The following is a 15,839-nucleotide window of genomic DNA, read 5'->3' on the forward strand; positions in this document are numbered from 1 at the left end:
GGTGCGGTGCGGGACGCCCGCGCCGCGCCCACCGCGCTCCACGGAAGGTCAACGATGACGCCATCGGACGCCGGCGACGCCGGCAGCACCCCCGACGCCCGCCCGGAGGCGGTGCGCCCCGTCGTCGAGATGACCGGGATCTCCATCGAGTTCCCGGGCGTCAAGGCGCTCGACGGCGTGGACCTCCGGCTGCTGCCGGGCGAGGTGCACGCCCTCATGGGCGAGAACGGCGCGGGCAAGTCCACCCTGATCAAGGCGCTCACGGGCGTCTACGGCATCGACTCCGGCGAGATCCTCGTCGACGGCGAGCCGCACCGGTTCTCCGGCCCCGGCGAGGCCCAGGCCGCGGGGATCGCGACCGTGTACCAGGAGGTCAACCTCTGCGAGAACCTCACGGTCGCGGAGAACATCATGCTCGGCAACGAGCCCCGGCGCCTCGGCGCCATCGACTGGCCGCGCACCCGCCGCCGGGCGGCCGAGCACCTCGCCACGATGGGGCTCGACATCGACCCGGCCTCGTCGCTCGGCGCCCACTCGATCGCCGTGCAGCAGCTCGTCGCGATCAGCCGGGCCATGGTGGTCGACGCCAAGGTGCTCATCCTCGACGAGCCGACCTCCAGCCTCGACGCCGACGAGGTCGCGCGGCTCTTCGCCGTCGTGCGCCGGCTGCGCGACCAGGGCGTCGCGATCCTGTTCGTCTCCCACTTCCTCGAGCAGGTCTTCGAGCTCTCCGACCGCATGACCGTGCTGCGCAACGGCGCACGGGTGGGGGAGTACCCGACGTCGGAGATCACGCGGAGCGAGCTCGTCTCGCGGATGATCGGCCGGTCGATGGAGGTGCTCGAGGACCTGGAGGTCCGCACCGAGCGCACCGCCGACGCCGCCCAGGGCGCGCCCTTCGTGCAGGCCGTGGGGCTCGGCCGCCGCGGCTCCGTCCAGGCGTTCGACCTGGACGTGCACGAGGGCGAGGTCGTGGGCCTCGCCGGGCTGCTCGGCTCCGGGCGCACCGAGGTGGCCCGCCTGCTCGCGGGCGCCGACCGTGCCGACGAGGGCTCGCTGTCGGTGAAGGGCACCCCGACCCGGCTGCGGACGCCGCGCGCGGCGATCGAGCGCCGGATCGCGTTCTCCTCGGAGGACCGCAAGGCCGAGGGCGTCGTCGGCGACCTCACCGTGCGCGAGAACATCGTGCTCGGCCTGCAGGCGGAGCGCGGCTGGCTGCGACCGCTGCCCGGCAAGCAGGTCGACGAGATCGTGCACCGGTACATCGAGGCGCTCAACATCCGGCCCGCCAACCCCGACGCCCTGCTGCGCAACCTGTCGGGCGGCAACCAGCAGAAGGTGCTCCTGGCGCGCTGGCTCGCCACCGCGCCCGAGCTGTTCATCCTCGACGAGCCGACGCGCGGGATCGACGTCGGCGCCAAGGCAGAGATCCAGCGCCTGGTGTCCGACCTCGCCGCCCGCGGCATGGCGGTGCTGTTCATCTCCGCCGAGCTCGAGGAGGTGGTGCGGCTCAGCCACCGCATCGCCGTCATGCGCGACCGCCAGAAGGTCGCGGAGCTGACCAACACCGACTCCGTCGGCGTCGACGACGTCGTCGAGCTCATCGCGAGCGGAGGGGATCGCTGATGCCCACGTCCCAGGCCACCGGCGGGTTCGGCGCCGTCGTGCGCCACCACCTGTTCTGGCCGGTCGTCGCGCTCGTCGCGCTGCTCGCCGTGAACACGGCCGTCCGGCCCGGCTTCCTGTCCGTGTCGATCCTCGACGGCCACCTCTTCGGCTCGCCGATCGACATCCTGCGCAACTGCGCCCCGCTGATGCTGGTCGCCCTCGGCATGTCGCTGGTGATCGCGACCCGCGGCATCGACCTCTCCGTGGGCGCCGTCGTGGCGATCTCGGGGGCGGTCGCCCTCACCTTCATCGCAGGCGCCGAGGACCCGGCCTCCACGACGACCGTGCTCCTCGCGATCGGGATGGCGCTCGCGCTCGGGCTGCTGCTCGGCGTCTGGAACGGCTTCCTCGTCTCCGTCCTCGGGATCCAGCCGATCATCGCCACCCTCATCCTCATGACGGCGGGTCGCGGTGTCGCGATGCTCATCACCGAGGGGCAGATCACCACGGTCACCAGCGCGCCGTTCAAGATGCTCGGCGCCGGGTTCTGGCTGGGGCTGCCGGTCGCGACCCTCGTGGCGTTCGGGGTGTTCGCGCTGGTCGCGCTCCTGGTGCGGCGCACCGCGCTGGGGATGCTCGTCGAGTCCGTCGGCATCAACCCTGCGGCGAGCCGGCTCGCGGGCGTGCGCGCGCGGACCATCGTGTGGACCGTCTTCGCGCTGTCGGGGCTGTTCTCCGCGCTGGCCGGCCTGATCCTGTCGTCCAACGTCATGGCGGCCGACGCGAACAACGCCGGCCTGTTCATCGAGCTGGACGCGATCCTCGCCGTCGTCATCGGTGGCACCTCGTTGGCCGGCGGGAAGTTCTCGCTCTCCGGCACGTTCGTCGGCGTGCTCATCATCGCGACCCTGTCGCTCACGGTGACGAACGTCGGCATCTCGCCGCTCGTGACGCCGCTGTTCAAGGCGCTCGTGGTCGCCGCGGTGACGCTGCTCCAGTCGCCCGTGATGCGGCGCAAGCTCTTGGAACGCACGCGACGGCGGGACACGACGGCGCCGGTCGCGCCGTCGGACAAGCCCGCCGACGTGTCCACGGACAAGGTGGTGGCCTGATGACGACCCTCGCTTCCTCGCGCCCCGGGGCGCCGTCCCCCGACGCGCTGCCGGCCGTCGGGCGCCGCCTGCGCGTCGACCGTCGCTACCTGCCCGTGGTCGGCACGCTCGTGGTGTTCGTGCTGCTGCTCGTGGTGGGCGGTGCGCGCTACGACAACTTCCTGTCCGTCGGGGTGCTCGCGAACCTGTTCATCAACAACGCGTTCCTCATCGTGCTGGCCGTCGGGATGACGTTCGTCATCCTCACCGGCGGCATCGACCTTTCGGTCGGCTCGGTGCTCGCGCTGTCCGGGGTGACCGCGGCCTACCTGCTCCGGGCGGGGGTCCCGGCCGGGGTCGTGATCCCGCTGGTCGTGCTGATCGGCTCGCTCATCGGGCTCCTCGTGGGCGCGATGGTGCACGTCTTCGAGGTGCAGCCGTTCATCGCGACCCTCGCGGCGATGTTCTTCGCCCGCGGCCTGTGCTTCCTCATCGCGCCGGAGTCGATCCCCATCGACGACGAGACCTTCGTCGCCCTCGCCTCCTGGGACACGTGGGCGGGCGGCCAGTGGCGTGTCACGTCGAGCGTGGTGATCGCGCTGGTCGTGGTCGCGGTGGCGTTCTACCTGCTGCACTACACGCAGTTCGGCCGCACCGTGTACGCCATCGGCGGCGGGGAGCAGTCGGCCCGGCTCATGGGCCTGCCCGTCGCGCGCACCAAGGTGCTGGTGTACGTCATCAGCGGCACGTGCGCCGGCCTCGGCGGCCTGCTGTTCGCCATGTTCTCCCGGTCGGGCTACTCGCTGACCGGCGTGGGCATGGAGCTGGACGCGATCGCGGCCGTCGTCATCGGCGGCACGCTGCTCACCGGCGGCACCGGCTTCGTGCTCGGGTCCGTCCTCGGCGTCCTCGTGCTCGGCCTCATCCAGACGATCATCACCTTCGAGGGCACCCTCAGCTCGTGGTGGACCAAGATCGTCATCGGCGCGCTGCTGCTGGTCTTCGTGGTCCTGCAGCGGCTGCTCGCGCTGCGGCGCTCGTAGCCCCCCGGGGACCGAGCGCCCGTCCGGGCGGCGGGGACGGCGGCACGCGCCGTCGGCCCCGCCGTCCCACGCTGCACCCCCCGCACCTGTACGACGACGTACTCACCGGAGGATCTACAACGATGAATTTCCGACCACGACGGTCCGCGCCCCTGGCGCTGGCCCTCGCGCTCGCGCTGCCCGCGTCGGCCGCCGCGGCCGTCCCGCCCCGGGCGGCCCCCGCGGAGGCCGTCCCGCAGGCCGCCCCGACCGGCGACGACGCGTACGGCGCGTACGTCTTCCCCTACTTCGCCGGCGAGCAGGACGGCGGGGAGAAGATCTTCCTGGCCGTCAGCGAGGCCGACGACCCGACGGCGTGGACGACGCTCAACGGCGGCGAGCCCGTCCTCGAGTCCACCCTCGGCACGCAGGGCCTGCGCGACCCGTTCCTCACCCGCAACCCCGAGACCGGCCGGTACTACCTGCTCGCCACGGACCTCAAGATCGCGGGCGGCGGCACCTTCGGCGACGCCCAGGAGACCGGCAGCCGGTCGATGATGGTCTGGTCGTCGGACGACCTGATCCACTGGTCCGACCAGCAGGAGGTCGAGGTCGCGCCGCCGAACGCCGGCAACCTGTGGGCCCCCGAAGCCACGTGGGACGCCGACGCCGGCCAGTTCGTCGTCTACTGGGCGTCCGCGCTGTACCCGGACGACGTCGCCCCCGAGGACCGCGACATCGCGACGTCGTACCAGCGCATGCTGTCCGCCACGACGCCCGACTTCTCCGCCGGCAGCTTCTCCGAGCCGCAGGTGTGGATCGACGAGGAGCGTGGCGCCGGCCGGGGCATGATCGACTCGACCGTCGCGGTCGAGGACGGCACGTACTACCGGTTCACCAAGGACGAGGCGGACATGACCGTCCGCGAGGAGTCCTCCGACGACCTGTCCCGCACGCAGGGCGTCACCGACGGCGACGGGTGGGACCTGGTGGCCGAGCACGTCGGCGTGGGCGAGCCCAACCCGTGGGGCGGCACGTTCACCGCGGGGGAGGGGCCCACGGTCTTCCCGTCCCTCACCGACGACTCGTGGTTCATGATGATCGACCAGCCGTCGTACCACGGCGGCCAGGGGTACATGCTGTTCCGCACCGACGACCTGGCCAGCGGCGACTGGTCCTCGGTGCCCGACGCCGAGCTGCCGAGCCACCCGCGGCACGGCACGGTGCTGCCGATCACCACGGCCGAGCAGCAGGCGCTGCTCGAGGCGTACCCGGAGGGCGAGCCCGACGTCGTCGAGCAGCAGCTCACCATCGACTCGGCCGCCGCGCGCACGGAGATGAGCGACGACCTGTACGGCGTGTTCTACGAGGACATCAACTACGCCGCTGACGGCGGCCTGTACGCCGAGCTGGTGCGCAACCGGTCGTTCGAGTTCGCCAAGGAGGACAACGCGACCTTCACCGGACTCACCGGCTGGGAGCAGACCGGCGGCGGCGAGGTCGCCGTCGAGTCCGAGCGCGGCGAGTGGCTCAACGACAGCAACCGGCACTACCTCACGGTCACGTCCGACGGCACCACCGGCGTCGCCAACTCCTCGTACAACGAGGGTGTCGCGCTGAGCGAGGGCGAGTCGTACGACTTCTCGGTCTGGGCGCGGTCCGACGTCGCGCAGGACCTCACGGCGACGCTCGTCTCCGCCGACGGCGCGACGACCTACGGGACCGCCACGGTCGCCGTCGACGGCTCGGACGACTGGCAGCAGTACACCGCCATCGTGACGGCGTCCGCGACGACGAACGCCGCGCGGCTGCGGGTGGCCTCGGGAGCCGAGAGCACGCTGCGCCTCGACATGGTGTCCCTGTTCCCGCAGGACACGTGGGTGGGGCCGGTCAACGGCAAGAGCACGCTGCGCAAGGACCTCGCGGAGAAGGTCGCGGCCCTCGACCCGAGCTTCCTGCGGTTCCCGGGCGGCTGCGTCACCAACGTCGGCACGTTCGACTCCTACCTCGAGTCCGACGGCCAGGACCGGCGGCGCACGTACCAGTGGAAGGAGACGATCGGCCCGGTCGAGGAGCGCCCGACCAACTGGAACTTCTGGGGCTACAACCAGTCGTACGGCATCGGCTACCTCGAGTACCTGGAGTTCGCCGAGGACCTCGGCGCCTTCGCGCTGCCCGTCGTGTCGGTGGGCGCCAACGGCTGCGGGTCGACCATCCCCGAGATGACCGACGAGCAGCGCCCGCGCTGGATCCAGGACACGCTCGACCTCATCGAGTTCGCCACCGGCGGCACGGACACCGAGTGGGGCGCCAAGCGCGCCGAGCTCGGTCACCCGGAGCCGTTCGAGCTGCCGTACATCGGCCTGGGTAACGAGGAGAACACCCCCAAGTTCCAGGAGAACTTCCCGGCGTTCCGCGACGCCATCGAGGCGGAGTTCCCCGACGTCACGATCATCTCGAACAGCGGCCCCGACGACGCCGGCACCCGGTTCGACGAGCTGTGGGACTTCAACCGCGAGCAGGGCGTCGCGATGGTCGACGAGCACTACTACAACGACCCGTCGTGGTTCCTCACGAACACCGAGCGGTACGACTCGTACGACCGGAACGGACCGCACGTCTTCCTCGGCGAGTACGCGTCGAAGGGGAACACGTTCGGCAACGCGCTCGCGGAGGCGGCGTACATGACCGGCCTGGAGCGCAACTCCGACGTCGTCGAGCTGGCCTCGTACGCGCCGATGTTCGCCAACGAGGACTACGTGCAGTGGTCGCCGGACATGATGTGGTTCGACAACGACGAGTCGTGGGGCTCGGTGAACTACTACGCCCAGCAGATGTTCATGACGAACGCCGGTGACCAGGTGGTCCCGTCGGAGCTCGGTGACGGGCCCGACGTCGTCCCGCCGGACGTCGACGGCGGCGTCTTCCTGTCGACGTGGGCCACGCAGGCGCAGTACGACGACGTGCGGGTCACGGACAACGCGACCGGCGACGTGCTGTTCGCGGACTCGTTCGACGACGCGTCGCGCTGGGAGGCGCAGCGCGGCACCTGGTCGGTCCAGGACGGCCGGTACGTGCAGTCCGACGCCGCGGTGGAGGACGCCCGCAGCATCGTCACCGGCGCCTACGACGAGGACTGGCACGACTACACGATGGAGGTCACGGCCCGGAAGACGGGCGGCGCCGAGGGCTTCCTCGTCGGGTTCGGCGCGAGCGCGAGCGACGACTTCTACTGGTGGAACGTGGGCGGCTGGGGCAACACCCGGTCCGTGCTGGAGCGGGCCGACGGCGCGCGCCAGGGCGAGGTCGCCGCGGCGGAGTCGTTCACGCCGCTGGAGAACGGTCGTGACTACCAGGTCAAGGTCGTGGTCGAGGGGCGCACCATCAAGCTCTACCTCGACGGCGAGCTGCAGCTCACCTACACCGAGCCGGTGACCAAGTCGCTGTTCCAGGTCGTGACCCACGACGAGGAGACCGGCGAGCTCGTCGCCAAGGTGGTCAACGTGGGTGACGCCGTGGCGCGCACCGACGTCGAGGTCACGGGCGGCTTCGAGCCGGCCGCGACGGCGTCGGTCACCGAGATGACGGCCGACCCGTCGGCGACGAACACCAAGACGCGGCCGGAGCGTGTGGTCCCGGTGGACCGGACGTTCGAGGGGGCGGGGACGTCGTTCACCTACGACTTCCCGGCGCACTCGATCACGTTCCTGCGGCTCGCCCCCGATCGTGCGGGGGAGACCGGGGACACGGCCAGCGCGGTGCGGGCCCAGCTGAAGCCCGCGTCCGTCGTGGCGGGTACCGACGCGCGCGTCGAGGTCACGGCCACCGCCGCCGAGGGTCGCGGGTCGGCGCCCGCGGCGACCGGCGCCGTGACCGTCGAGCTCGGCGGCGAGACCGTCACCGCGACGCTCGACGGCGGCCGCGCCACCGTGTCCCTGCCGACGTCCGGCGTCGATCCCGGCCGGCACGACGTCGTCGTGCGGTACGGAGGAGACGCGCGGTTCGCGCCCAGCGAGGCGACCAGGTCCCTCACCGTGCGCGCGCCGCAGAAGTAGGCGAACCGCCCCGGCCGCTACGGCGTCCGGGGCGGTTCTCGGCCCAGAATGTTGACGTCAACATCGAGTCGACATCGACGTCGACACCCGACAGTTCAGTTCCTCGAGGAGGAGGACGCATGACCCCCACCACAGCACGACGACGGAGCGGGGCGCTGGCAGCCGCGCTCGCGCTCGCCGTCGGACTCCCGGCGGCCCTGACCGGCCTGACGGGCGCCGCCGCGTCGGCCGCAGAGTCCGCCGCGGCCCCTGCGGCGGCGCACGGCGCGACCGCCGCCGAGGAGGAGGCGGCTGGGCAGGACGAGTACGCCGGCTACCTGTTCTCGTACTTCACCGGCGAGGGCTACGCCGACGGCGAGCAGGTCTACTTCGGCCTGAGCAAGGGCAACGACGCGCTGCGCTACCGGAACCTCAACGACGCCGAGCCCGTGCTCACGTCGGACCTCGGCACCGGCGGCGTGCGCGACCCGTTCATCATCCGCTCGCCCGAGGGCGACCGGTTCTACCAGGTCGCCACCGACCTCAAGATCCACGGCAACGGCGACTGGGACGGCGCGCAGCGGCACGGGTCGCGCTCGATCGTCGTCTGGGAGTCCACCGACCTGGTGACCTGGAGCGAGCCGCGCCTCGTGGAGGTGTCGCCCCCGACGGCGGGCAACACCTGGGCGCCCGAGGCGTACTGGGACGAGAGCCGCGGCGAGTACGTCGTCTTCTGGGCCTCGAAGCTGTACGACGAGGACGACCCCGACCACACCGGCGACTCGTACAACCGCATGCTGTACGCGACGACCAAGGACTTCCGCACCTTCTCCGAGGCGAAGGTGTGGGTGGACCCCGGCTACTCCGTCATCGACTCGACGGTGGCCCGCGACGACGACGGCACGTACTACCGGTTCACCAAGGACGAGCGGAACAACACGTCGTCCACGCCGTGCTCCAAGTTCGTCCTGTCGCAGCGGTCGGCCGACCTGACCTCCACGGCGTGGGACGACGTCGCGGAGTGCATCGGCAAGGCGAACAGCACGGGGCCGGGCATCGACCGCGGCGAAGGCCCGACGATCTTCCGGTCGAACACCGAGGACAAGTGGTACCTGTTCATCGACGAGTTCGGCGGGCGCGGGTACGTGCCCTTCGAGGCGGACTCGCTCGACGCGGCCGAGTGGACCATGTCCACCGACTACGAGATGCCGTCGCGGCCCCGCCACGGGACGGTGCTGCCCGTGACCCAGGCGGAGTACGACCGGCTGCTGCGGCACTACCAGCCGGACGCGTTCGTCGCGTCGGTCGAGGACGTGGAGGTCACCACCCAGGCACGGCACGCGCCGACGCTGCCCGACGAGGTCGCGGTGACGTACGCCGACGGCTCCACCGGCACCGAGGCCGTCACCTGGGACGACGTCGACCCGGCGGCCTACGCGCGCCCGCACGCCACGTTCACCGTGTCCGGAACCCTCCCCGACGGCGCGTCCGTGCGAGCGAGCGCCGTCGTGACCGTGCAGGCGCAGCGCATCCCGGTCACCTCGCTCACGGTGGCCCCCGCCGAGGTCGAGCTGTGGCAGGGCACCGACGCCGCGCTCGAGGCCACGGTCGAGCCGGCGAACGCCTCCGACCGGCGCGTGCGCTGGTCCTCCGCCGACCCGGCGGTCGCAACCGTGGACGCCGACGGCGTCGTGCACGCCGTCGCGCCGGGGACCACGACCGTCGTCGCGGCGACGAACGGCCCGCACCGTGCGGAGGTCGCCGTGACCGTCACCGCCGAGCCGCCGGGCCTCGTCGCCCGGTACGCGCTGGACGAGACGTCGGGCACGAGCGCGGCCAACGGCGTCGAGGGCAGCGCGTTCGGGTCCGCGTCCCTGCAGGGCGGGGCGACGTTCGCCGGCGGGGACGGGGGAGTGGCGCTCGACGGCGTGGACGACTTCGTCGACCTGCCGGACCACCTGCTGCGCGGCCTCACGGACGTGACGGTGGCGCTGGACGTGAAGATCGACCCCGACCAGCGCACGCCGTACTTCCTCTACGGGCTGGGCAACACCAGCGGGTCCGCGGGGGACGGGTACCTGTTCACCACCGGCGACGCCTATCGCACGTCGATCACGACGGGGAACTGGTCCGCCGAGCAGACGGTGTCCGCGGGCCGCAGCCTGGACCGCGGCGTCTGGAAGCACCTGACGTACACGCTGTCCGGCGACACGGCCGTCCTCTACGAGGACGGGGTGGAGGTGGCCCGGCAGACCGGCGTCACGATCGACCCCGGCGAGATCGGCGCGGGGGAGACCGTGGCCAACTACCTCGGGCGGTCGCTGTACTCCGGGGACCGCTACCTGCACGGCGCCGTCCGCGACTTCCGGCTCTACGACCGGGCGCTGGGTGCCGACGAGGTCGCCTTCCTCGGCACCGACCACACCGCTGTGCGCGGGGCGGAGCTCGACGCGCTGAAGGTCGACGCCGTCGTGGACGGCGCGTCGGGCACCGTCACGCTGCCGGTCGAGCCGGGCACCGACGTCACGGCGCTCGCGCCGCGGCTCGAGGTCTCCGACGAGTCCACGGTGAGCCCGGCCAACGGGTCGACGCGCGACTTCACCGAGCCGGTGACGTACACCGTGACCGGCCCGGACGGTGCGTCGCGGGAGTGGACCGTGCAGGCCGTCGAGATGCGCACCCCGGCGCTGCCGGGGTTCAACGCCGACCCGAACATCGCGCAGTTCGGCGACACGTTCTACCTGTACGCGACGTCGGACGGCGTCGACGGCTGGGGCGGCAACACGTTCTACGTCTGGACGTCGAAGGACCTCGTCGACTGGGAGCGGTCGGCCGAGCCGATCCTCACGCTCGACGGCGAGGACGGGAACGTGCCGTGGGCCAGCGGCAACGCGTGGGCCCCGACGATCATCGAGCGGGACGGGAAGTACTACTTCTACTTCTCGGGCCACAACCCGTCGGTCGACCGCAAGACGATCGGCGTCGCCGTGGCCGACAGCCCCACCGGCCCGTTCACCGCGGAGCCCGAGGCGATGATTCTCAACGACGGGTCGGTCACGTCCGGCCAGGCGATCGACCCCGCGGCGTTCGAGGACCCGGAGACGGGGAGGTTCTACCTGTTCTGGGGCAACGGCGGGCCGTCGAACGGCCCGCTGTACGCCGAGCTGGACGACGACATGACGTCGCTCAAGAACGGCACGACCCGCCGGATCGCCGGCCTGCCCGACTTCCGCGAGGGCCTGTTCGTCAACTACCGCGACGGGAGGTACCACCTCACGTACTCGATCGACGACACCGGCTCGGAGAACTACCGCGTCGGCTACGCGACCGCGGAGAGCGTGGACGGTCCGTGGACGTCCCACGGCGTGCTCCTCGAGAAGGACCCGACCCAGGGGATCCTCGGCACCGGGCACAGCTCGATCCTCAACGTCGCCGGGACGGACGACTGGTACATCGCCTACCACCGCTTCGGCATCCCCGGCGGCGACGGCACCCACCGGGAGACGACGATCGACCGCCTCGACGTCGGCGACGACGGGCTGTTCCAGCCGGTGACGCCGACGCTCTCCGGCGTCGAGCCGCTCTCCTGACCCGAGTGGTCAGGGCCGGCGCGCGGTATACCCGGCGCCGGCCCTGACAGCTCGTGTGGACGGCCGCACGGCACGCAAGCGCCGCAAGAAGCGCAAGCGGCTTGCGTGATCGCGTGTACAGTCGAGGCATGTCGAGACGACTGGCCGACGTGGCCGCGAAGGTGGGGGTCAGCGAGGCGACGGTCAGCCGCGTGCTCAACGGCAAGCCGGGCGTGTCGCAGGCGACGCGGGACGCCGTGCTCACCGCGCTGGACGTGCTGGGCTACGAGCGGCCCACCAAGCTGCGGGGCGACCGGCCGCGCCTGGTGGGCCTGGTGCTGCCGGAGCTGGCGAACCCGATCTTCCCCGCCTTCGCGGAGGTGGTGGGCGGCGCGCTGGCGCAGCAGGGATACACGCCCGTCCTGTGCACGCGCACCGCGGGCGGCATCTCCGAGGCGGAGTACATCGACCTGCTGCTGGGCCAGCAGGTGTCGGGGGTCATCTTCGCGGGCGGCTTCTACGCCGAGCGCGACGCCGACCATACGCACTACGAGCGGCTCCAGGCGCTGAACCTGCCGGTCGTGCTCATCAACGCGTCGATCGAGAGCCTCGACTTCCCCCACGTCTCGTGCGACGACCTGATCGCCACGCACCAGGCCCTCGAGCACCTGGTGTCCATGGGGCACACGCGCATCGGCCTGCTGCTGGGCCCGCGCGACCACGTGCCGTCGGAGCGCAAGCTCGCGGCGGCGCGGGGCTTCGCGGAGCGGCACGGCGTCGACCTCCCCGACGCGCTCGTCGTGCACAGCCAGTACTCGCTCGAGAGCGGGCAGGCCTCCACGGGCCGCCTGCTCGACGCCGGCGCGACGGCGATCCTGTGCGCGTCCGACCCGCTCGCGCTCGGCGCGGTCCGCGCCGTGCGGCGGGCCGGGCTCGAGGTGCCGCGCGACGTGTCGGTGGTCGGCTACGACGACTCCGCGCTGATGAACTCCACGGACCCGGCGCTCACGACGGTCCGGCAGCCCATCGACGCGATGGGCCGTGCGGCGGTCGACATCCTGGCCAGCATGATCGCGGGCGCCACGGTCTCGCGCGACGAGCTGCTGTTCGAGCCGGAGCTCGTCGTGCGCCGCTCGACGGCGGCGGCCCCGCGCGCCGCGGGCTGAGCCCGCCCCCTCACCCCGACGGCCGGTCGGGCGACCTCGGGTCGCCCGGCCGGCCGTTCGCATGCTCGGGTCTGCTCGGCATGGATGTCGCAGTTTGGTAACGCTGTTGTCGACTTCTTGCGTTACTCACGTCGCCTCATTACTGTCCTGCTCATCGACGACGACGGGGAAGGGGCTCATCGGTGAGCAAGGGGCAGGACGCCGAGTGGTGGCGCAGCGCGGTGATCTACCAGGTCTACCCGCGCTCGTTCGCCGACGGGAACGGCGACGGCACGGGCGACCTGGCCGGGGTGCGCAGCCGCCTCGGGTACCTGCGGGACCTCGGCGTCGACGCGCTGTGGTTCACCCCCTGGTACGTGTCGCCGCTCGCGGACGGCGGGTACGACGTGGCCGACTACCGCGCGATCGACCCGCAGTTCGGCACGCTCGCGGAGGCCGAGGCGCTCATCGCCGAGGCCCGGGAGGTTGGCATCCGCACGATCGTCGACGTCGTGCCCAACCACGTCTCGGCCGAGCACCCGTGGTTCCGCGCGGCCCTCGCCGCCGGGCCCGGGTCGGCCGAGCGGGAGCGGTTCTGGTTCCGGCCGGGCCGGGGGGAGGGCGGCGACGAGCTGCCCACCCGCTGGGTCTCCGACTTCCAGGGCACCACCTGGACGCGCACGACGAACCCCGACGGCACGCCGGGCGAGTGGTACCTGCACCTGTTCGCCCCGTCGCAGCCCGACCTCAACTGGGACCACCCCGACGTGCGCCGGGAGCACGAGGAGATCCTGCGGTTCTGGTTCGACCGGGGCGCCGCCGGCATCCGCATCGACTCCGCCGCGCTGCTGATCAAGGACCCGGCCCTGCCGGAGGTCCCCGAGGACCCCGGGCCCGGGGAGCACCCGCACGTGGACCGCGACGAGCTGCACGACGTCTACCGGTCCTGGCGCGCCGTGGCCGACTCCTACGCCGAGCCACGCGTACTGGTCGGCGAGGTCTGGCTGCCGGACACCGAGCGCTTCACGCGGTTCCTGCGCCCCGACGAGATGCACACGGCCTTCAACTTCGACTTCATGGCCCGCCCGTGGGACGCGAAGGCGCTGCGCGAGTCGATCACCACGACGCTCGACGCGCACGCGCCCGTCGGGGCGCCCGCCACCTGGGTGCTGTCCAACCACGACGTCACCCGACCGGTGACCCGGTACGGGCGGGCGGACTCGTCGTTCGCGTTCGCCGCCAAGCGGTTCGGCACCCCGACCGACCTCGACCTCGGGCGCCGTCGTGCCCGCGCCGCGGCCCTCCTCGTGGCCGCGCTGCCGGGCGCGCTGTACGTCTACCAGGGCGACGAGCTGGGCCTGCCGGAGGTCGAGGACCTGCCGCGCGAGCTCCTCCAGGACCCGATGCACGACCGGTCCGGCGGCGTCGACCCCGGCCGCGACGGCTGCCGCGTGCCGCTGCCGTGGACGCGCGGGGGCACCTCGTTCGGCTTCGGGCCCGACGGCGGTGCGCCGCCGTGGCTGCCGCAGCCGGCGACCTGGGGCGGCCTGTCGGTCGAGGCGCAGGAGGCGGACCCGGCGTCGATGCTCGCCCTGTACCGCCGGGCGCTCGCCGCCCGCCGCGCGGAGCCCGCGCTGCGCGGCGGCGGGCTGCGCTGGCTCGACGCGGTGGGCGAGGCCGCCGTGGGCGACGACGTCCTCGCCTTCGCCCGCGACGGCGGTCCGGAGGGCGATGCGCGCGGGCTCGTCTGCGTCGTCAACCTCGGGCCCGAGCCCGTCCCGCTGCCGGCCGGCGCCGACGTCGTCCTGCACAGCGCCGACCCCCGCGAGCCGCTCACGCGGATCGCCACCGACGTCGCGGCCTGGCTCCGTCCGTGAGCCGCGCCCGACGCCCGACCGGTACCGACCCGATCGACCCTGACCCAGCTGCACCACCGCGATTCCTTCGCCGGTGACCTCGACAAGGGAGTGACGATGAAGTCCACACGAAAGCCGGCCGCGCTCGTCCTGGTGGGCGCCCTCACCGCCGGCGCGCTCGCCGCGTGCTCCGGCGGGGGCGACCCGCAGGACGAGAGCACCAACTCGGCGGGGCAGGTCACCCTCTCGGTGGTCTCCCTGCTGCCCGGGTCCACGGAGGAGGCGATCGCCGCCTTCGAGGACCAGGTCGCGGAGTTCGAGAAGGCGAACCCGGACATCGACGTGCAGCCCGAGGAGTACGAGTGGAAGGCGACGACGTTCGCCGCCCAGCTCGCGGGCGGCACGCTGCCCGACGTCTTCGAGATCCCGTTCACCGACGCGCAGGGCCTGGTGGAGAACGGCCAGCTCGCCGACATGGACGCCCAGTTCCGCGCCCTGCCGTACGCCGACCAGTTCAACCCGACGATCCTCGAGGCGGGCACGGGCGCCGACGGCCACGTGTACGCGATCCCGGCGAAGAACGCCTACCCGGTCGCCCTGCACTACAACCGCCAGCTCTTCGAGTCGGCCGGCCTCGACCCCGACCAGCCGCCGACCACCTGGGACCAGGTGCGCGAGTACGCCAAGAAGATCGCCGACGCCAACCCCGGCGTGGCGGGCTACGCGACGATGACGCAGAACAACACGGGCGGCTGGCAGCTCACCGCGCAGACGGTGGCGCGCGGCGGCCGCACCGTCGAGACCGACGCCGACCAGAAGGCTACGGCGACCCTCGACAACGCGGGCACGAAGGAGACGCTCCAGTTCCTCCACGACCTGCGGTGGGAGGACAACTCGATGGGCGGCAACTTCCTGCTCGACTGGGGCAGCATCAACCAGGAGTTCGCGGCCGGGCAGGTGGGCATGTTCACCTCCGGCTCCGACATCTACACCGCGCTGGTGCAGACCAACGCCGTCGACCCGGACACCTACGGGCTCGCGCCGATCCCGCTGTCCGACGCACCCGAGGCGGCGACGCTCACCGGCGGCACCCTCGCCGGCGTGCCCGCGAACGCCGACGACGCCGTCAAGGACGCCGCGATGAAGTGGATCGACTTCTTCTACCTCAACAAGCTGGTCGACGAGGACCGCGCCGTCGCCGACGCCGAGACCCTCGCCAAGAACGACCAGCCCGTGGGCACGCCCGTCCTGCCGATGTTCTCGAAGGAGCAGTACGAGCTCAACCAGGAGTGGATCGCGGACTACGTCAACGTGCCGCTCGACCAGATGGCCGCGTTCACCGACGCGATGTTCGACCTGCCGCTGGCCGGCGAGCCGTCGCAGAAGACGCAGGAGGTGTACGCGCTGCTCGACCCGGTCGTGCAGGCGGTGCTCACGGACGAGGGTGCCGACATCGACGCCCTCCTCGCCGACGCGAACACGCAGGCCCAGGCGCTGCTCGACCAGGGCTGACC

The 15,839-nt window shown here is 72.1% G+C and carries 8 protein-coding genes; all 8 read left to right on the forward strand.

Going from position 1 to position 15,839, the window contains the following annotated elements; translation table 11 throughout:
• The first annotated feature begins 54 nt into the window (after nucleotides 1–54).
• The 8 genes from ACQP60_RS01200 (at nucleotide 55) to ACQP60_RS01235 (ending at nucleotide 15,837) form a co-directional block, all read left to right on the forward strand.
• Complete coding sequence (locus tag ACQP60_RS01200) at nucleotides 55–1,626, forward strand: sugar ABC transporter ATP-binding protein (protein ID WP_429728001.1); 1,572 nt, start codon at nucleotides 55–57, stop codon at nucleotides 1,624–1,626.
• Nucleotides 1,626–2,720, forward strand: a complete 1,095-nt coding sequence (locus ACQP60_RS01205; RefSeq protein ID WP_429728002.1) for an ABC transporter permease — start codon at nucleotides 1,626–1,628, stop codon at nucleotides 2,718–2,720. The genes ACQP60_RS01200 and ACQP60_RS01205 overlap by 1 nt, the downstream gene beginning before the upstream one ends.
• On the forward strand, nucleotides 2,720–3,742 hold the full coding sequence (gene yjfF, locus ACQP60_RS01210; RefSeq protein ID WP_429728003.1) for a galactofuranose ABC transporter, permease protein YjfF: 1,023 nt from the start codon (nucleotides 2,720–2,722) through the stop codon (nucleotides 3,740–3,742). The genes ACQP60_RS01205 and yjfF overlap by 1 nt, the downstream gene beginning before the upstream one ends.
• 122 nt (nucleotides 3,743–3,864) lie before the next feature.
• Nucleotides 3,865–7,776, forward strand: a complete 3,912-nt coding sequence (locus ACQP60_RS01215) for an alpha-L-arabinofuranosidase C-terminal domain-containing protein (protein WP_429728004.1) — start codon at nucleotides 3,865–3,867, stop codon at nucleotides 7,774–7,776.
• Between the two features lie 119 nt (nucleotides 7,777–7,895).
• A complete protein-coding gene (locus tag ACQP60_RS01220) occupies nucleotides 7,896–11,345 on the forward strand; it encodes a family 43 glycosylhydrolase (protein ID WP_429728005.1) in 3,450 nt (1,149 codons plus the stop codon).
• 128 nt (nucleotides 11,346–11,473) lie between these two features.
• Nucleotides 11,474–12,490, forward strand: coding sequence for a LacI family DNA-binding transcriptional regulator (locus ACQP60_RS01225; protein ID WP_429728006.1), 1,017 nt, complete (start codon nucleotides 11,474–11,476; stop codon nucleotides 12,488–12,490).
• A gap of 182 nt (nucleotides 12,491–12,672) precedes the next feature.
• Nucleotides 12,673–14,346, forward strand: a complete 1,674-nt coding sequence (locus ACQP60_RS01230; protein WP_429728007.1) for a glycoside hydrolase family 13 protein — start codon at nucleotides 12,673–12,675, stop codon at nucleotides 14,344–14,346.
• A gap of 96 nt (nucleotides 14,347–14,442) precedes the next feature.
• On the forward strand, nucleotides 14,443–15,837 hold the full coding sequence (locus ACQP60_RS01235) for an extracellular solute-binding protein (protein WP_429728008.1): 1,395 nt from the start codon (nucleotides 14,443–14,445) through the stop codon (nucleotides 15,835–15,837).
• Nucleotides 15,838–15,839 lie beyond the last annotated feature (2 nt).

The sequence above is a fragment of the Isoptericola variabilis genome, from assembly GCF_050311655.1.
GTDB classification, from domain to species: domain Bacteria; phylum Actinomycetota; class Actinomycetes; order Actinomycetales; family Cellulomonadaceae; genus Isoptericola; species Isoptericola variabilis.

What these genes read in the sequence shown, in the direction of transcription:
- ACQP60_RS01235 (WP_429728008.1), top strand. Translation starts at nt 14,443, where the DNA reads ATGAAGTCCACACGAAAGCCGGCCGCGCTCGTCCTGGTGGGCGCCCTC.
- ACQP60_RS01205 (WP_429728002.1), top strand. Translation starts at nt 1,626, where the DNA reads ATGCCCACGTCCCAGGCCACCGGCGGGTTCGGCGCCGTCGTGCGCCAC.
- ACQP60_RS01215 (WP_429728004.1), top strand. Translation starts at nt 3,865, where the DNA reads ATGAATTTCCGACCACGACGGTCCGCGCCCCTGGCGCTGGCCCTCGCG.
- ACQP60_RS01220 (WP_429728005.1), top strand. Translation starts at nt 7,896, where the DNA reads ATGACCCCCACCACAGCACGACGACGGAGCGGGGCGCTGGCAGCCGCG.
- ACQP60_RS01225 (WP_429728006.1), top strand. Translation starts at nt 11,474, where the DNA reads ATGTCGAGACGACTGGCCGACGTGGCCGCGAAGGTGGGGGTCAGCGAG.
- ACQP60_RS01200 (WP_429728001.1), top strand. Translation starts at nt 55, where the DNA reads ATGACGCCATCGGACGCCGGCGACGCCGGCAGCACCCCCGACGCCCGC.
- yjfF (WP_429728003.1), top strand. Translation starts at nt 2,720, where the DNA reads ATGACGACCCTCGCTTCCTCGCGCCCCGGGGCGCCGTCCCCCGACGCG.